11 protein-coding genes and 1 pseudogene are annotated in these 17,742 nt (G+C 72.1%); 7 read left to right on the top strand and 5 right to left on the bottom strand.

From position 1 onward, the window contains the following. Positions 1-4: 4 nt before the first annotated feature. Positions 5-2,233: a CDP-glycerol glycerophosphotransferase family protein gene (locus tag U5640_RS27790; RefSeq protein WP_340378449.1), complete on the top strand. Its 2,229-nt coding sequence runs from the start codon at positions 5-7 to the stop codon at positions 2,231-2,233. Between the two features lie 205 nt (positions 2,234-2,438). Next, positions 2,439-3,992 (top strand): hypothetical protein, encoded by a 1,554-nt coding sequence (locus U5640_RS27785; protein WP_340378448.1) that lies wholly within the window; start codon positions 2,439-2,441, stop codon positions 3,990-3,992. Between the two features lie 153 nt (positions 3,993-4,145). Here the strand turns inward: U5640_RS27785 and U5640_RS27780 are convergent, their stop codons facing one another. Beyond that, complete coding sequence (locus U5640_RS27780) at positions 4,146-4,559, bottom strand: organic hydroperoxide resistance protein (RefSeq protein ID WP_340378447.1); 414 nt, start codon at positions 4,557-4,559, stop codon at positions 4,146-4,148. Positions 4,560-4,705: 146 nt separating this feature from the next. Between U5640_RS27780 and U5640_RS27775 the strand changes: the two genes are divergently transcribed. Next, positions 4,706-5,227: a MarR family transcriptional regulator gene (locus U5640_RS27775; protein ID WP_340378446.1), complete on the top strand. Its 522-nt coding sequence runs from the start codon at positions 4,706-4,708 to the stop codon at positions 5,225-5,227. Here the strand turns inward: U5640_RS27775 and U5640_RS27770 are convergent. Further along, positions 5,151-6,743, bottom strand: coding sequence for a glycosyltransferase family 39 protein (locus U5640_RS27770; RefSeq protein WP_340378445.1), 1,593 nt, complete (start codon positions 6,741-6,743; stop codon positions 5,151-5,153). The two genes, U5640_RS27775 and U5640_RS27770, sit on opposite strands and share 77 nt — an antisense overlap. A gap of 92 nt (positions 6,744-6,835) precedes the next feature. Here U5640_RS27770 and U5640_RS27765 point away from each other — a divergent pair, with 92 nt between their 5' ends. Together U5640_RS27765 and galE are read left to right on the top strand one after the other, a co-directional pair. Then, complete coding sequence (locus U5640_RS27765) at positions 6,836-8,080, top strand: glycosyltransferase family 87 protein (RefSeq protein ID WP_340378444.1); 1,245 nt, start codon at positions 6,836-6,838, stop codon at positions 8,078-8,080. 63 nt (positions 8,081-8,143) lie between these two features. Next, positions 8,144-9,124 (top strand): UDP-glucose 4-epimerase GalE, encoded by a 981-nt coding sequence (gene galE, locus U5640_RS27760; RefSeq protein ID WP_340378443.1) that lies wholly within the window; start codon positions 8,144-8,146, stop codon positions 9,122-9,124. Between the two features lie 12 nt (positions 9,125-9,136). On the opposite strand, the pseudogene U5640_RS27755 reads toward galE, so the two are convergent. Both U5640_RS27755 and U5640_RS27750 read right to left on the bottom strand, forming a co-directional pair. Next, positions 9,137-9,725: pseudogene (locus U5640_RS27755) on the bottom strand (response regulator transcription factor); the annotation flags it as partial. 4 nt (positions 9,726-9,729) lie between these two features. Then, positions 9,730-10,365 carry a TetR/AcrR family transcriptional regulator gene (locus U5640_RS27750; RefSeq protein ID WP_340378442.1) on the bottom strand — a complete coding sequence of 212 codons (636 nt, stop codon included), beginning with the start codon at positions 10,363-10,365 and terminating at the stop codon, positions 9,730-9,732. A 193-nt stretch (positions 10,366-10,558) separates the two neighbouring features. Between U5640_RS27750 and U5640_RS27745 the strand changes: the two genes are divergently transcribed. Both U5640_RS27745 and U5640_RS27740 read left to right on the top strand, forming a co-directional pair. Next, entirely contained in the window at positions 10,559-11,479 is a 921-nt protein-coding gene (locus U5640_RS27745; RefSeq protein ID WP_340378441.1) for an ABC transporter permease, read from the top strand. After that, the gene (locus U5640_RS27740; RefSeq protein WP_340378440.1) at positions 11,472-12,350 is read left to right on the top strand and encodes an ABC transporter ATP-binding protein; all 879 of its coding nucleotides are present in this window, start codon (positions 11,472-11,474) and stop codon (positions 12,348-12,350) included. The genes U5640_RS27745 and U5640_RS27740 overlap by 8 nt, the downstream gene beginning before the upstream one ends. Positions 12,351-12,419: 69 nt before the next feature. On the opposite strand, the gene U5640_RS27735 is transcribed toward U5640_RS27740, so the two are convergent. After that, the gene (locus U5640_RS27735; RefSeq protein ID WP_340378439.1) at positions 12,420-17,372 is read right to left on the bottom strand and encodes an NAD-glutamate dehydrogenase; all 4,953 of its coding nucleotides are present in this window, start codon (positions 17,370-17,372) and stop codon (positions 12,420-12,422) included. Between the last annotated feature and the right edge of the window lie 370 nt (positions 17,373-17,742).

The following is a 17,742-nucleotide window of genomic DNA, read 5'->3' as shown; positions in this document are numbered from 1 at the left end:
CGCAGTGCCCCGCTTCAGCGTCATCGTCCCCTGTTTCAAGGTGCAGGGCTTCCTGCGCGAGTGTCTCGACTCGCTCCTTTCGCAGTCGTACGCGGACTTCGAGGTGATCGCCGTCGACGACCGTTCGCCCGACGGCTGCGGCGCGATCCTCGACGAGTACGCGGCCCGTGACGAGCGGGTCCGGGTGCTGCATCTGCCGGAGAACGTGGGTCTCGGCCGCGCCCGCAACGCGGGTCTGCCGCACGCGGTGGGCGACTACCTGTTCTTCCTCGACAGCGACGACACCCTCACCCCGGGCGCCCTGCACGCGATGGCGGACCGGCTCGCCGAGACCGCGGACCCGGACGTGCTCGTGTTCGACTACACGCGCACCTACTGGTGGGGCGGCACCCGCCGCAACGCCCTCGCGCACCTCCTCGCCGAGGCCGTGGACGGCGCCCCGGGGCCGACCTTCACGGCCGCCGAGCGCCCGGAGATCCTCGATCTGCTGATGGTCGTCTGGAACAAGGTCTACCGGCGCGCGTTCGTCGAGGAGAACGGCTTCGCCTTCCCGCCCGGCTACTACGAGGACACTCCCTGGACGTTCCCGGTCATGCTCAGCGCGGAGCGGATCGCCGTGCTGGACCGGATCTGTCTGAACTACCGCCAGCGCCGCCAGGGCAACATCCTGTCCACCACCAGCCGCAAGCACTTCGACATCCACGACCAGTACGAGCGGGTCTTCGCCTTCGTCGACTCCCGCCCGGCGCTCGCGGACTGGCGGCCGTATCTGCACCGCAAGATGGGCGAGCACTGCCTGGACATCCTGGCCAAGCCGGACCGGCTGCCGCCGTCCGACAGGAAGGAGTTCTTCCGCCGCACGGCCGAGATGTTCCGCTCCCGCCGGCCGGACGGCGCACCGGTGCCGGCCGGGCTGCGGGTGCTGGAGCACGGGTACGCGGCCTACCGGGCGCGGCGGCAGGCCGAGCGCGCGGGGCGGGAGCTGGCGCGGCGCGGGACGCTCGTACGCCGGGCGGCCGGGGCTCGCGCCCAGCGCGCGGTGGACGGGGTGCGCGCCCGCCGGCCGGTCGACCCGCAGCTGGTCGTGTACTCGGCGTTCTCGCACCGCGGGGTGCTGGGCGATCCGGGGGCGGTCTACCGCAAGGCGCTGGAGATCGCGCCGCAGCTGCGCGGGGTGTGGGTGGTGCGCGACGAGGAGACGGCCGCCGGGCTTCCGGCGGGCGTCGAGCACGTCCTGCTGGACTCGCCCGCCTACCGGCGGGTGACCGCGCGGGCGGGTTTCTTCGTCAACAACGTCAACTGGCCGGGCGCGCTGGTCAAGCGCCCCGGCAGCGTCCACGTCCACACCCACCAGGGCACCCCGCTGAAGTACATGGGCGCCGATCTGCTGCACCGGCCCGGGGCCCGCTACGGGGTGGACGTGCCGCAGATGCTGCGCCGCGCCGACCGCTGGGACCACAGCCTGGTCGCCAACCGGCACTCGGAGCTGGTGTGGGAGCGGGCGTACCCGTGCCACTTCGCCTCCGCCCGCACCGGCAGCCCGCGCAACGACGTGCTGATCGGCGCGGACGCGCGGGCGGGCGCGGCGGCGCGGGCCCGGCTGGGCGTGCCGGCCGGGCACACCGTGGTGCTGTACGCGCCGACGCGGCGGGAGTACGTCCGGGGCGGACACGTCGACCGGATCGACCTGGCCCGGTTCGCGGCGTGCCTGGGCGAGGGGCACACCCTCGTCGTACGGCTGCATCCGTCCCTGGCGACGGGGCACGCGCGCGGGATGGGCCTGGCGGATCTGCACCGGCGCGGGGTGCTCGTCGACGCGACGGACGAGCCGCACGTGGAGGACGTGATGCTCGCCTCGGACGTGCTGGTGACCGACTACTCGGCCCTGATGTTCGACTACGCCAACCTGGACCGGCCGATCGTGGTGCACGCCGACGACTGGGCGGCGTACACGGCGAGCCGGGGCGCCTACTTCGACATCACGGCCGAGCCGCCGGGCCATGTCTCGCGCTCCTTCGACGAGCTGGCCGCCCTGCTGGCCTCCGGGAGCTGGCGGGACGCGGAGTCCACCCGGCTGCGGGCCGCGTTCCGGGCGCGTTTCTGCGCGTACGACGACGGACACGCCGCCGAACGGGTCGTACGGCGTCTGCTGCTGGGCGAGGAGTTCCCTGACGTCGGGACGGCACGGGTACCTGCGCCGGGTGCGGCGCACGAGCACCTGGCGTCCACCTAGTGCCGTGCCGGGCGTCGCGAGCCGGTGAACCCTTCCGGTCACGGCACTAGCACCAGCGGCGGGCGGCCCGTTCGCGGGACGGACTCCGTTCGGGCTCACCCGCCGGGGTGACAGGGGGCGAGGAGGTTGACGCGGGCGGGAAGGTACGGCCAATGCCCCTCTTGCGCAACTCCACCCACTTTTGCCCCCCTCCGGTCCGCGCCCGGTGAGCGCCGGTGTCCTGATCCGGCGTCCGGTGCGCGGCGCCGGGGCGCTGCGCCGCCGGCGGGTGTGGCGCCCGAGCCCGTACCAGGTCTTCGGTTTCGTGTTCTGGCTGGTGACGGCGCTGGCGTTCTGGCGGGTGCCGCTGTGCTGCGACGCGGGGGTGCACGCGGCGGTCGTGGAGCGTCTGAGGGCCGATCTGCTGCACCCGCGGCACCCGATGGCCGATCTGCCGGGCGCGGGCAGCCCCTACTACTCGCCCTACGCGCTGGCCGAGGGCGTGTTCGCCCGGCTGACCGGGCTGGGGGGCTGGGCGGTGCTGAGGGTCGCCGGGCCGGTGAACCTGGTCGTGCTGCTGACCGGTCTCGGCCGGTTCGTCCGGGCGCTGACGCCCCGGCCGTGGGCGCCGGTGCTCGCGCTGGCGGCGATGACGCTGCTGTGGGGTACGGAACGCGCCTGGTGGAGCGGCTATCTGGGGCTGATGTCGATGACCGGCAACCTCGGCTATCCGTCCACCTTCGGGATCGGCCTGGCCTTCTGGGCGTGGGCGCTGACGGCGGCACGCGCGCGTGACGGCCGTCTGGTCCGCTACGTCGGTCCGGACGGCCTGCGCGGCTTCACCGGCTACGCGGGGGTCGGCGCGCTGTACGGGACGATCCTGCTGGTGCATCCGATCACGGCGGTGGGGGCGGTGTCGGGCGCTGTCGCGGTGGTCCTCGGCCTGCAGCGTCGGTGGCGGCCGGCGGTGGCGGCGCGCTGGGCGGTGACGGCCACGGCGGCGCTGCTGGTCGCCGCCGCCTGGCCGTACTTCGACGTGTTCGCGCTCGCCGGGGACGGCAGCGTCGACGGGATGCACCGGCGGCTGTACGACGACGTGGCCGGCCAGTTCTGGCTGGCGCTGCTGGGCCTGCCGGCGCTGTGGGCGCGGGCGCGGCGCTCGGTGCGCGATCCGCTGGTGCTGATGTTCGCCCTGGACTGCGTGGTGGTGGCGTACGGGTTCGTCAGTGGTCACTACACCTACGGGCGGATCCTCGGCCTGACGCTGGTGCCGCCGCAGTTCGCGCTGGCGGTGGAGCTGGCGGCGCCGAGGCCGTGGGGGGCGTGGCGCAGGACGCTGGGCGCGGTGGCGGCCGCCGGGGCCTGTGCGGGGCTGCTGACCGTGCAGGCGGGCGCGGTCGTACCGCGTGCGCTGGATCCGGTGGGCTTCGACCAGCCGCCGCGCTGGCCGGCGTACGACTGGGCGGCGCGGCACATCGGGCCCGGGGAGGTGGTGATCACCGACGGGTACTTCGCCGTGCACGCGATCGCCGGGTACGGGCCGAACCTCGCCGCGCCCCCCTGGCCGGACGCGGCGCTGGACGAGCGGGCGCGGCTGCGCCGGGCGGCGGACGTCCGGGCGTATCTCGCCCCCGGTTCGACGCGGGCCGGGCGGGCCGCGATCGTGCGCCGCTACGGGGTCCGCTGGCTGCTGCTGACGCGCTGGCACCGGGTGCCCGAGGAGGCGGTGGTGGTGGCGTGGAGCCGGCGGACCGGGGAGGTGCTGGCGCGGGTGGGGTGAGAGGCGGGGGTGCCGGTGGGCGGCCTGCGGGGAGGCCGGTGAAGGGGGCGCTCGGGGGCGCGGCCTGGGGGAGGAGGCCTCCCGAGGGGGTGGCCCGCTGTGCGGACCCTCGGGAGGCCCCGGACTTGCGGGGCTCGGCGGCCCCGCCGGGGGTTACTCGATGACGAGGTCGACCTCGATGTTGCCGCGGGTGGCGTTGGAGTAGGGGCAGACCTGGTGGGCGGTCTCGACCAGCTTGCGGCCGGTCGCCTCGTCCAGGGTGTCCGGGAGCTCGACGCGCAGCGTCACCTTCAGACCGAAGCCCTCACCCTGCTTGCCTATGCCGACCTCGGCGGTCACGGCGGCGTCGGAGACGTCGACCTTCGCCTGCCGGCCGACGAGGCCGAGGGCGCTGCCGAAACAGGCGGCGTAACCGGCGGCGAACAGCTGCTCCGGGTTGGTGCCCTGACCGTTGCCGCCCAGCTCCACCGGCATGGCCAGGGCGAGGTCGATCTTTCCGTCGTTGCTGACGGCGCGGCCCTCGCGGCCGTGGGTGGCGGTGGCGACTGCGGTGTAGAGCGCGTCCATGAATGAACCGTCCTTCTCGGATGGGTCTGTGTCGGGGGGGTGGCCGGTCCGGGTCGCTTCTCGCGTCCGGGCCGCTCACGGGGGTAAGTAGAGCACACAATTCAGTTGTGCACAACTAAATGGCTCACTGGCGTTACCCTGGAGCCATGACCCCGACGTCGACCTCTCTCCCCGCCCCCGTCCCCTCGGAGAACTGGCTGCGCCTGGACCGCCAGATCTGCTTCTCCCTGCACGCGGCCTCGCGTGCCTTCAACGGCGTCTACCGCGTGATCCTCAAGGACCTGGGGCTGACCTATCCCCAGTACCTGGTGATGCTGGTGCTGTGGGAGCAGGGCGAGCTGCCCGTGAAGAAGCTGGGCGAACATCTGCGCCTGGACTCCGGCACGCTGTCCCCGCTGCTCAAACGGCTGGAGACGGCCGGTCTGGTGATCCGGGAGCGCAGCGCGCGCGACGAGCGCTCGGTGGAGATCCGGCTCACCGAGGAGGGTGCCGCGCTGCGCGAGCGGGCGCTCCAGGTGCCCCGGCGGATCGTCGCGGCGACCGGGATCGGGCTGGAGGAGATCAGCGAGCTGCGGGAGCGCCTCGACCGGCTCACCGACGCCCTGGACACGGCGGCCCTGGAGGAGGAGCCGGGCGGCCGGCAGAACCAGGACGCGGGCAGGGCGTAGGCAGGGCGCGCGCGGGACGGCGGGTGTAGAGGCTCAGGGTGACCCCGTCCCGGACGAACTCCCGCCGCCGTTCGCTCGGGACGAACTCCTCCGTCACCACGGTCAGCTTGACCCGCTCGGCGGGATTGCGCGGGTACCACGGGGAGCGCAGCGCGTACGGCTCGGCCAGCACCCACAGCCGGTCCAGCGCGAGCAGCTCGCGGCGCAGCTCGGCGGCGCCCCGCTCACGGCCGTAGAGCGTGCCGGAGGCGGGGCCGGACGCCTGGAGCGCCACGTCCCGCACCCTCCGGAAGCCGTCGGGGTAGGACACCTTCGCCCGCCGTCCGATGGACGGCAGGAACACCACGGCCTCGCCCGGCCGCACCTCGCGCGCGGCCAGCGCCGAGACGGCGGCGAGGGTGCCGGGGCGGCCGCGCAGGGTGCGGTCCTGGCGGTACAGGGGCAGGTACTGGGTGAACGCGAGGGCGACGGCCAGCGTTCCCGCGAGCGGGACCAGGGGCCACCTCACCAGGGGCCACCTCACCAGGGGCCACCTCACCAGGGGCGACCTCGACCCCTTGGCTCCCTTCGCCCCGAGCACCCGGTCGGCGCCCGCCGCCACCAGCAGCGGCGCCCCCGCGAGGGCGTACAGCACATAACGGTCGTCGTACATCGGGCGGAGCTGGGACACGGCCAGCAGGACCGACGGGGGCACGACCGCCCACGGCAGGGCCACCGAGGCGAGGGTCAGCCGACGGGGGCCCGGCAGGGCGGCGAGGGCGAGGAAAAGACAGGTCCAGAAGACGGGCCCGCCCGGGCCGAGGAACGCGTGCAGCAGCCGCAGCGCACTGCCCGCGCCCGGCCGGGCCAGCCACGCCACCTGGGCGGCCTGGGCCCGCGACACGACGGCGAGCGGGGTCAGGACCAGCAGCGCGGCCCCCGCCGCCAGGGCCCACCGCACGGCGTCCCGGCGCGCCACGCGCGCGTGCAGCAGCGTCACCCCGTGGGCGAGCACCAGCAGCACCGCCAGCTCGTGCAGCAGACAGGTCAGCGCGAGGACGACGCCGTACGGCCACCAGGAGCACCCCTGGAGCCCCCGGACGAACAGCAGGGTCGCCCCGGCCGCGCCGGCGCAGACGACGGCGTAGGAGCGGCCCTCCTGCGCGTAGTGGCCCACGAGCGGGGTGACGGCGTACAGCAGACCCGCCCACAGGCCGACCCGCGGCCGGGCCAGGCGGACGCCGAGCGCCGCGACCAGGCCCGCCGTGAGGGCCGCCGCGCAGACGGACGGCAGGCGCAGGAGGACCTCGCCGGGGCGCACGGCGAGGACGGGGTGCAGGAGGAGGTAGTACAGGCCGTGCACGGCGTCCACCCGGTGCAGCAGCCGCCAGATCTGCGGCACCGAGCGCCGCGCCACCTGGAAGGTGACGGCCTCGTCGCGCCACATGCCCCCGCGGTCCAGCCCCCACAGACCGAGCGCGAGCCCCGCCCCGACGGGAAGGAGCACCGCCGCACCGGCCCTGTTCCTGATGTCCACGGACCCCATTTTGTTGGATTTAGTACCGCTTCTTGGCTATTGACGGAGTATCTGAACTAAAGAGGCATTCGGGCGCCTTACGATCCGCCGTCATGAGACGTCGTCACCTTCTCGTCGCCCTCGCCGCCACCTGGCTGGCCTCCCGCGCCCTGATGCTGTGGCTGCTCGCCCACGACTCCCTCGGAATCCTGGGCGGCCGGGTGGGCCGGGAGGTGTGGCACCTGTACCACCACTGGTACGGCGTCCTCGCGCACGGCGCGTTCCCCGCGCACGACACCCTCTGGCAGTACCCGCCGGGCGCCGGTCTCGTGCTGCTGTCGCCGGGCGCGCTGCCGTGGTGGACGTATTTCCAGGCGTTCGTCGCCCTCACCGTCCTCTCGGACGCGGCGGTCGCCTGCGCGCTCGCCCGCGCGGGCACCCGCCCCGGCCGCCGGCTGGCCGGGGCGGCCGTCTGGGTGGGCGGGCTGCCGCTGCTGGTCCGCGTCCCGTTCGCCCGCTACGACGTGCAGGTCACGGCGCTCGCGGTGCTCTCCCTGCTGGCGCTCGCCCGCTCCACGCGCGTGTGCGGGGCGTTCGCTGCCGTGGGGGCACTGGTGAAGGTGTGGCCGGCGCTGGTGCTCATCGGTGTGCGGCGCGGGCGCGACTCCCGCTCGGTGTGGTCGTCGGTGGCGCTGACCGGGGCCTCGCTGTTCCTGCTGCTGGTGTTCGCGTTCCGCAACCCGCTCGCCTTCGTGCGCCAGCAGGGCGGCCGGGGCGTGCAGATCGAGTCCCTGGGCGGGACCCTGCTCTCGCTCGCGACCCACGCGGGATGGCCGGGCAAGGTCCACTACCGGTACGGCGCGATGGAGTTCACCGGGCCGTACGTCTCCAGCGTGGCGCACGCCTCGCTCGCCCTCACCGCGGTCGCCTTCGGCCTGCTCCTGCTGTGGCGGGTCCGGGCCCGGCACTGGACCGAGGCCGTGCCCTTCGACGCGGCGCTGAGCGCGGTCCTGCTGTTCACCGTGACCAGCAGGGTGATCAGCCCGCAGTACATGATCTGGCTGGTCGGCCTGGCCGCCGTCTGCCTCACCTCCCGGCACACCACGCAGCGCCCGGTGGTGGCGCTGATCCTCGCGTCGACCGCGATCAGCGCCGTGATCTTCCCGGTCGAGTACGGCAAGGTCATCGAGTGCACCTGGACCGGCACCGGGCTGATGGTCCTGCGCAACGGCCTGCTGCTCGCGGCGGCCGTGCTGTCGTACGTCCGCCTGTGGCGCGCGACGACGACACGCGCCCCCGAGCGCGCCGGCAGTCGTCCGGAGGCCCTGCGGGAGAGCCGTACGCCTGCTTCACTGTGAGACGAACAGGCCGATCGCGGACGAATCGCCTCGCATCCGGCCGTCCTGCTTGGGGGAATCCACATGACCTGGCTGATCACCGGCGGCGCCGGCTACATCGGGGCGCACGTCGTCCGGGCGATGACCGCGGCGGGCGAGCGGGCGGTGGTGTACGACGACCTGTCGACCGGTGTCGCCGCGCGCGTGCCGGCGGGGGTGCCGCTGGTGACGGGCTCGACGCTGGACGGGGAGCGGGTCGCCCGTGCCCTGGCCGAGCACACGGTCACCGGTGTCGTGCATCTCGCGGCGAAGAAGCAGGTCGGCGAGTCGGTGGAGCGCCCCCTGCACTACTACCGGGAGAACGTGGAGGGCCTCAGAGTCCTCCTGGAGGCGGTCACCGAGGCCGGTGTCGGGTCCTTCGTGTTCTCCTCCTCGGCCGCCGTGTACGGCATGCCGGACGTCGATCCCGTCACCGAGGACACCCCCTGCGCGCCGATGTCGCCGTACGGCGAGACGAAGCTGGCCGGCGAGTGGCTGGTCCGCGCGACCGGCCGCGCCACCGGCCTGGCCACGGCCTGCCTGCGCTACTTCAACGTGGCGGGCGCGGCCTCCCCCGACCTGGCCGACACCGGTGTCTTCAACCTCATCCCGATGATCTTCGAAAGGCTCACGGAGAACGCGGCGCCCCGCGTCTTCGGCGACGACTACCCCACTCCGGACGGCACCTGCGTCCGTGACTACATCCACGTGGCCGACCTCGCCGCGGCCCATGTGGCCGCCGCCCGGGCCCTGCGCACCTCCCCCGGCCACGACCTCACCCTGAACGTCGGCCGCGGCGAGGGCGTCTCCGTCCGGGAGATGATCGACCGGGTCGCCGCCGTCACCGGCCACCACCGGCCGCCCACGGTCACCCCCCGCCGCCCCGGCGACCCGGCCCGCGTGGTCGCCTGCGCCGACCGCATCGCCGCCCAACTGGACTGGAAGGCCGTGCACGACGTCCACGACATGATCACCTCGGCCTGGGCGGGCTGGCTGCGGCTGCATCCGCAGGCGGCTCGGGCGTAGCCAGGGCCGGGCGTTCGGGGGGAGGCCCAGCTTCAGGAAGACGTTGCCGATGTGTTTGCCGACCGAGCGCTCGGTGACGAGGAGCGTCTCCGCGATGGTGGTGTTGTCGTGGCCCTCGGCCGTCGGCGCGAGACCTCGCGCTCACAAGGGGTGAGCCGGTCGAGGGGGGAGTCCTTGCGGCGGGTCAGCACTTCGGTGACCACCTCGGGGTCGAGTGCCGTACCGCCGCCGGCGACCCGGTGCAGCGCGTCGAGGAACTCGTCGACGCGGCCCACGCGGTCCTTGAGCAGATGGCCGACGCCGTTCGCGCCGCCGCCGAGCCCTCGGCCGCGCAGGACTCCTCGACGTACGGGGAGAGCACCAGCACCGGCAGGCCCGGAATCCTCTCGCGGGCCTCCAGGGCGGCCCGCAGCCCCTCGTCGCGGAAGGCCGGCGGCATCCGCACGTCGAGCACGGCCACGTCGGGGCGGTGCTCCAGCAGCGGCGGAAGGATCTCGGGGCCGGAGCCGGCGGCGGCCGCCACCTCGTGCCCGGCCGACGTCAGCAGCAGGACGAGTCCCTCCCTGAGCAGGGCGTTGTCCTCGGCCAGCACGACTCTCATGCGGTCACAGCGCCTTGATCGCCGCCGCGGTCGCCCGCGCCAGCGCGGCCAGATAGCCCTTGGGCAGCTTCGGACTGCGGATCACCACCGAACGCCAGTAGAGCGGACCGGAGATCAGATCGAGCGCCAGTTCGTCGTCGAGGCCCATCCGGACCTCACCGCGCTGCTCCGCCGCCGCGACGATCTTCAGCGCGACCCCCTCCTGCCCCTCGCGCAGCGTCTTCTGGAGCGCCTCGGCGATCTCCGGGTTGCGGGCCGCCTCGGCCTGGAGGTCCGGGATGATCTGCGAGGCCGCGGGGTGCCGCAGCGCCCGGGAGGTCACCTCGTACAGCATCCGCAGATCGCCCTCCAGGCTGCCCGTCTCCGGGGCCGGCAGGCCCTGCACGGCGAGCGCCGAGACGAGATCGAGGACCAGGTGCAGCTTGGAGCGCCAGCGCCGGTAGACCGCGGTCTTGCCCACGCCGGCGCGCCGGGCGATGCCCTCGATGGACATCCGCGCGTAGCCGACGGTGGCGAGCTCCTCGAACACGGCAGCCCGGATGGCCTCCGTCACATCCTCGCGAAGCACGGCCGCGCCCGCCGGAGCACGGCGGCGCGGCTTCGCCTGCGGTTCGTCGGCGTTCGTCGCGTTCGTCGTCATGTCCTCCAGCATAGGGCGTCACGACGAAACGGTTGCGTTCCGACGTCGATTGGGCCTACGCTCACGATGCGACGATACGGTCCCGTCCCGACGTAAGAAAACGTCAAGAGAAGCGTAAGAGAACGCCGGGCGACGGCCACGTGCAGCCGGAACGGCCGCACACACCCCCACCCCCCGAGTGAAAGCAGCGGATGTGAGCCAGGTACTCCACACACCGCCCAGGACACAGGCCGGACCCCCCGCCGACGACCTGGCGGCCCTCGCCGCCCGTCACGGCCTCACGGTCAGCGGTGCCCGCCCCTCCCTGCCCCAGTACATCCGTCAGCTGTGGGCGCGTCGCCACTTCATCACCGCGTTCGCCACCGCCAAGCTGACCGCGCAGTACAGCCAGGCGAAGCTGGGCCAGATCTGGCAGGTGATGACCCCCCTGCTGAACGCGGCGGTCTACTACTTCATCTTCGGCGTGCTGCTGCAGACCAAGAAGGGCGTCCCGGACTACATCCCCTTCCTGGTCACGGGCGTGTTCGTGTGGACGTTCACCCAGAGCTCGATCATGTCGGGCACCCGGGCCATCTCCGGCAACATCGGCCTGGTGCGGGCCCTGCACTTCCCGCGGGCCGCGCTGCCGATCTCGTACTGCCTCCAGCAGCTCCAGCAGCTGCTGTTCTCGATGGCCGCGCTGGTGTTCATCCTGCTCGGCGTCGGCGTGCCGCCGGCCACCTCGTGGTTCCTCGCCGTCCCCGCCCTGCTGCTGCAGTTCACCTTCAACGCCGGTGTGTCGATGATCCTCGCCCGGGTGGGCGCGAAGACTCCCGACATCGCCCAGCTGATGCCGTTCGTGCTGCGCACCTGGATGTACATCTCCGGCGTGATGTGGAGCATCGACAACCTGCTCAGCAAGCACAGCGACTGGCCCGCCTGGGCCACGGACCTGCTGCGCGCCAACCCGGCCGCCGTCTACATCGACCTGATGCGCTTCGCCCTGATCGACACCTTCCACGCGAGCCAGCTGCCGCCGCACGTGTGGGCCTGGGCGACCGGCTGGGCCCTGCTCGCCGGCGTCGGCGGCTTCATCTACTTCTGGAAGGCTGAGGAGACGTACGGCCGTGGCTGAGAACGCACCGCACACCGAGCAGCACACCGCCGAGCGGACCCCCACCGTCATCGCGGACGGCGTCGACATCGTCTACCGGGTCAACGGCACGGGCGCCGGCCGGGGCTCCGCCACCGTCGCCCTCAACCGCATCCTGCGCCGCAAGAAGGCCGAGCAGGCGGCGGGCGTCCGCCGGATCCACGCGGTCAAGAACGTCTCCTTCGTCGCCTACAAGGGCGAGGCCATCGGGCTGATCGGCACCAACGGCTCCGGCAAGTCGACGCTGCTCAAGGCGGTCGCGGGCCTGCTGCCGGTGGAGAACGGCCGTATCTACACCCACGGCCAGCCCTCCCTCCTCGGGGTGAACGCGGCCCTGATGGGCGACCTGACCGGCGAACGCAACGTCTACCTGGGCGGCCTCGCCATGGGCATGTCCCGGGAAGTCATCAAGGAGCGCTACCAGCAGATCGTCGACTTCTCCGGCATCAACGAGAAGGGCGACTTCATCACCCTGCCGATGCGCACCTACTCCTCCGGCATGGGGGCCCGGCTGCGCTTCTCCATCGCCGCCGCCAAGGACCACGACGTCCTCCTCATCGACGAGGCACTGTCCACCGGTGACGCGAAGTTCCAGCGGCGCTCGGCCGACCGCATCCGCGAGATGCGCGAGCACGCCGGCACCGTCTTCCTCGTCAGCCACAGCAACAGCTCCATCCGCGACACCTGCGAGCGCGTGCTGTGGCTGGAGCGCGGCGAGCTGAGGATGGACGGGCCCACGGAGGAGGTCATGAGCGCCTACGAGGAGTTCACCGGCGACCCGCAGGGCAAGAAGAAGGCCGCCGCGAAGAAGCGTGCGGCGAAGCCGGCTCCGGAATCGACCTCGACGATCTGAGCCGCATCCACCCAACGGTAAGGGGCGCCTCCCCCGGAGAGGCGCCCCTTACCGCATTACGGCGTTGCCTTACGAGTGCGTCCGCAGCAGCGTGCGCATCGTCCGCATCGCCACCGACAGGTTCGCCAGGTCGAACGTCTCCGAGCCCTGGATCTCCTCCAGGGTCGTCCGCGCCCGGCCCAGGATCGCCGCGTTCTTCTCCTCCCACGCCTTGAAGCGCTGCTCGGGCGTCGAGGTGCCGTTGCCGACGGCCAGGACGTCCGCGGTCAGCGCCGCGTGCGCCGCGTAGAGGTCCTCACGGATGGAGGCACGGGCCATGGACTGCCAGCGGTCGGCCCGCGGCAGCTCGATGATCCGGTCCATCAGCTGGGTGATGTGCAGCCGGTCCGCGAGGTCGTAGTAGACCTCGGCGACGTCCTGCGGGTCCTTGCCCATCCGGTCGGCCACCGACACGATGTCCAGCGCCGGGAACGCGGAGGAGAACCCGGCCACCCGCGCGGCAAGCACGTCCGGCACACCCGAGCCGCTCAGCTCGTCGTAGATCTTCTGCCACCACTCCAGGTCCGCGCCGCGCAGCAGCTTGGTCAGCTGCGACCACACCTGCTCGACCCGCTCGGCGAAGAAGTCGACCGTCTCGGCCAGCTGCAGCGGCTGCGGCCGGTTGTTGAGCAGCCAGCGCGTACCGCGCTCGACGAGCCGGCGCGAGTGCAGCCGGATCCGGGTCTGCACGGCCGCCTCGACCGTGTTGTCCAGCTCCTCCACCGCGTCCCACACCGGCGCCGACCGGAAGATCGCCCGCGCCGCGGTCTGCGCCCGCACGATCTCCTCCAGCGAGGCCCCGGTCTCCTCCCGCAGCCGGTGCAGATACGTCGTACCGCCCGTGTTCACCGTGTCGTTGACCAGTACGGTCGTGGTGATCTCCCGGCGCAGCGGGTGGCTGTCGATGTACTCCGGGAACTGCTCGCGCAGCGCGGTCGGGAAGTACGCGTACAGCAGACCGCGCAGATAGGGGTCGTCCGGCAGGGTGGTCTGGAGCAGCTCGTCCGAGACGGTGATCTTCGTGTACGCCAGCAGGACGGCCGTCTCCGGGCCGGTCAGGCCCTGGCCGGAGCCGAGCCGCTCCCGGATCTGCCGGTCGCTCGGCAGGAACTCCAGCGCCCGGTCGAGGTGCCCCTCACGCACCAGGTGGCGCAGGAAGCGCTGCTGGGCGTGGAGCATGTCCTTGGACTGGGCGAGGGCGTTGGCGATCGCCGTGTTCTGCGCGTAGTTGTTGCGCAGGACCAGCGCGCCGACCTCGTCCGTCATCTCGGCGAGCAGCTTGTTGCGCTGCTTGACCGTCATGTCGCCGTCCGTGACCAGCCCGTTCAGCAGGATCTTGATGTTCACCTCGTGGTCGGAGGTGTCGACGCCCGCGCTGTTGTCGATGGCGTCGGTGTTGATCCGGCCGCCCTGGCGGGCGAACTCGATCCGGCCGAGCTGGGTCAGGCCCAGGTTGCCGCCCTCGCCGACGACCTTGACCCGCAGGTCCTGGCCGTCGACCCGGATCGGGTCGTTGGCCTTGTCGCCGACGTCGGCGTTCGACTCGGTGCTCGCCTTGACGTACGTGCCGATGCCGCCGTTCCACAGCAGATCCACCGGCGCGGACAGGATCGCCTTCATCAGATCGGCCGGGGTCACCTTGGTGACGCCCGCCTCGATGCCGAGGGCCTGCCGGATGTGCGTGTTGACGGGGATCGCCTTCGCCGTACGGGGGAAGACACCGCCGCCGGTGGAGATCAGATCGGCGTTGTAGTCGGCCCAGGAGCTGCGCGGCAGCTCGAACAGCCGGCGGCGCTCGGCGTAGGAGACCGCGGCGTCCGGGGTGGGGTCGATGAAGATGTGCCGGTGGTCGAAGGCGGCGACCAGACGGATGTGCTCGGACAGCAGCATGCCGTTGCCGAACACGTCACCGGACATGTCACCGATGCCGACGACCGTGAAGTCCTCCACCTGGGTGTCGACGCCCAGCTCGCGGAAGTGCCGCTTGACGGACTCCCAGGCGCCGCGGGCGGTGATGCCCATCGCCTTGTGGTCGTAGCCGGCCGAGCCGCCGGAGGCGAAGGCGTCCCCGAGCCAGAAGCCGTACGATCCGGCGACCTCGTTGGCGATGTCGGAGAACGTCGCCGTGCCCTTGTCGGCCGCGACCACCAGGTAGGTGTCGTCCTCGTCGTGCCGTACGACGTCGGACGGCGGCACGACCTCACCGGCGACCATGTTGTCGGTGATGTCGAGGAGCGCCGAGATGAAGGTGCGGTAGCTGGCGATGCCCTCGGCGAGCCACGCGTCGCGGTCCACGCCCGGGTCGGGCAGCTGCTTGGCGACGAAGCCGCCCTTGGCGCCCACCGGCACGATGACGGTGTTCTTCACCATCTGCGCCTTGACCAGACCGAGGATCTCCGTACGGAAGTCCTCCCTGCGGTCCGACCAGCGCAGACCGCCGCGCGCCACCTTCCCGAACCTGAGGTGCACACCCTCCACCCGCGGCGAGTACACCCAGATCTCGAACGCCGGACGCGGCGCCGGGAGGTCCGGGATGGCCTGCGGGTCGAACTTCATCGACACGTACGCGTGCGGCGTGCCGTCCGCGGTGCTCTGGAAGAAGTTGGTGCGCAGGGTCGCCTTGATGACGGTGAGGAAGGACCTCAGGATCCGGTCCTCGTCGAGGGAGGCCACCTGGTCGAGCGCGGCGTCGAGCTCCTCGAGGAGCGCGTCGACGATCTCCAGCCCGGCCCGCTGCCGGCCCGGCGACATCCGCGCCTCGAACAGGGAGACGAGCAGCCGGGTGGTGTGGACGTTCGTACGGAGGGTGTCCTCCATGTAGTCCTGGCTGAACGTGGACCCGGCCTGCCGCAGGTACTTGGCGTAGGCGCGCAGCACCATCGCCTGGCGCCAGCTCAGCCCGGCGCCCAGCACCAGCGCGTTGAACCCGTCGTTCTCCGCACGGCCGGTCCAGGTCGCCGCGAACGCCTCCTGGAACCGATCACGCCCGTCGTCGCCGAGCAGATCGGTGCTGCCGCCGCCCAGCGCCTTGGGGATGCGCAGCCCGAAGTCGTAGATCCACGACACCGACCGGTCCGCGCAGCGCAGTTCGTACGGCCGCTCGTCGATGACCTCGACACCGAGCCGGTTCAGCACCGGGAGCACCGCCGACAGGGAGATCGCGTCACCCTTGCGGTAGATCTTGAAGCGGCGCTCGTCGGGCGCGGCACCCACCGGCTCGTACAGGCTGAGCGAGAAGTTCTGCTCCTCGGTGAGCCGCTCGAGGTGGACGAGGTCGGCGACCGCGGCGCGCGGGGTGTGATCGGCCTTGTAGCCCTCGGTGAAGGCGTTGTTGTAGCTGCGCAGCAGCTCGGCGGCCCGCTCCTCGCCGAGTTCCGCGGTGAGCGCCTCGGCGAACGCGTCGGCCCAGGACCGGGCGGCCTCGACGAGACGCGCCTCGATGCGGTCCTTGTCGGACTCCGACAGCTCCGGCAGCTCGGTGCCCGGCGCGACCCGGACGACGAAGTGCAGCCGGGACAGGATCGACTCGGTGTTCCAGGCGGTGAAGTCGACGCTCGACCCGCCGAGCTCCTCCTTCAGGATGTCGATGATCCGCAGCCGTACCCCGGTGGTGTAGCGGTCGCGCGGCAGGTAGACGAGCGCCGAGTAGTAGCGCCCGTACTCGTCCTGGCGCAGGTAGAGCCGCAGCCGGCGGCGCTCCTGGAGGTACAGCACCGAGGTGACGATGGAGCGCAGCTCGTCGACCGGGGTCTGGAACAGCTCGTCGCGCGGATACGTCTCCATGATCTGGAGCAGGTCGCGCCCGTCGTGGCTGTTGGGCGAGAACCCGGCGCCGGTCAGGACCGCGTCGACCTTGCGGCGCACGACGGGGACCCGCAGCACGGACTCGGTGTAGGCGGCGGAGGAGAACAGTCCGAGGAAACGGCGCTCGCCGACGACATTGCCCTCGGCGTCGAACTTCTTCACCCCGACGTAGTCGAGATACGACGGCCGGTGCACGGTGGCCCGGCTGTTGGCCTTGGTCAGCACGAGCAGCTTGTGCTCGCGGGCCTTCGCGCGGGCGTCGGCCGGCAGCCGCTCGAACGACGGGCTGACCGGGTGCGCGTCCTCACCGGCGTGCTGCGGATCGGCGCGCAGGATGCCGAGCCCGGTACCGGGCACGGCCGCGAGGGAGTCGTCCCCGCGCAGCTGGTACTCGCGGTAGCCGAGGAAGGTGAAGTGGTCGGCGGCGAGCCAGCGCAGCAGCTCACGCGCCTCCTCGACGTCGGCCGGGGACAGATCGCCGGGCGTGTGCTCCTCGGTGAGACCGTCGGCGATCCGCAGCGCGGAGTCCCGCATCTTCTCCCAGTCCTCGACGGCCTCCCGGACGTCGGAGAGCACCCGCAGCAGATCGGCGGTGACCTGCTTGAGGTCGGCGCGGTCGGTCTCGCGGTCCATCTCGACGTGGATCCACGACTCGACGTGCGCGTCGTGCGGGAGCACACCGGCGTGCCCGCCGCCCAGCACCTCGATGAGCTTGCCGGTCACATCGCGCCGCACCACGACCTGCGGATGCACCACGAGGTGGATGCCGCGTCCCTGCCGGGTCAGCTCGTTGGTGACGGAGTCGACGAGGAAGGGCATGTCGTCGGTGACGACCTCGACGACGGAGTGGCTGCAGGTCCAGCCGTTCTCCTCGACGGTCGGGGTGTGGACCCGGACGTTGGCGGTTCCCTGCGGCCGGTTCTCGGCGAGCCGGTAGTGGGAGAGAGCGGCTCCGAAGACATCGACCGGGTCGCGGTCCTTGAGGTCCTCCGGGGCGGTGTGCAGGTAGTAGCGCTGGAGGAACGCGAGCAGGGCGTCGTGGTCCGGGGTGCCCGGAGCTCCTGGCGTGCCCTCGCTCGTCGTCCCAGTCGGTAGGTACCCCCCGACCGGGCTGTTCTCAGCGACCCGCGCCGCCCTCTCGAGCAGCTCGGCCTTGGCTTCGTCCAGCTTGGTCTGCATTGTCCTCTGACTCCTGTCGCGCGCCGTTGCGTGACGTAGAAGGAAGTACGGTCTCTTTCCTTGCGGCTCGCCGCCACGGCCCGGGGTCTCCGGTCTGCTCCGACGCTATGCCGCAAGATGAGATGAGCGGGGGGTTATCGGCCATTCTCGACACCGCCGCGAGGTGTGACGCTGCTCTCCGCGTCGCGCCTTCCGCGTGTGGGTACGGCGTCCCGGGGCCCCTTGCGCCCCTGTCCCGCCCGCAAGAACCAGCGTCCGCCGCCCGGTCGCGGAGTTGGTCCGCACACACCGGGCGCAGGGCAGGGGCAACAGAACCCCCGCGAACTATCGCGCTGATCACGCCACTAAGGCTATCTCTCCCCACCGGGGA

Source organism: Streptomyces sp. SS7 (assembly GCF_037993025.1).
Classification (GTDB): domain Bacteria; phylum Actinomycetota; class Actinomycetes; order Streptomycetales; family Streptomycetaceae; genus Streptomyces.
Note: the sequence above shows the minus strand (reverse complement) of the source record. Positions and strands in the feature narration are given on the sequence as shown.

Coding starts and splice junctions, on each gene's coding strand:
- U5640_RS27780 (WP_340378447.1), bottom strand. CDS start 4,559: ATGGACGCGCTCTACACCGCAGTCGCCACCGCCACCCACGGCCGCGAG.
- U5640_RS27775 (WP_340378446.1), top strand. CDS start 4,706: ATGACCCCGACGTCGACCTCTCTCCCCGCCCCCGTCCCCTCGGAGAAC.
- galE (WP_340378443.1), top strand. CDS start 8,144: ATGACCTGGCTGATCACCGGCGGCGCCGGCTACATCGGGGCGCACGTC.
- U5640_RS27750 (WP_340378442.1), bottom strand. CDS start 10,365: ATGACGACGAACGCGACGAACGCCGACGAACCGCAGGCGAAGCCGCGC.
- U5640_RS27765 (WP_340378444.1), top strand. CDS start 6,836: ATGAGACGTCGTCACCTTCTCGTCGCCCTCGCCGCCACCTGGCTGGCC.
- U5640_RS27735 (WP_340378439.1), bottom strand. CDS start 17,372: ATGCAGACCAAGCTGGACGAAGCCAAGGCCGAGCTGCTCGAGAGGGCG.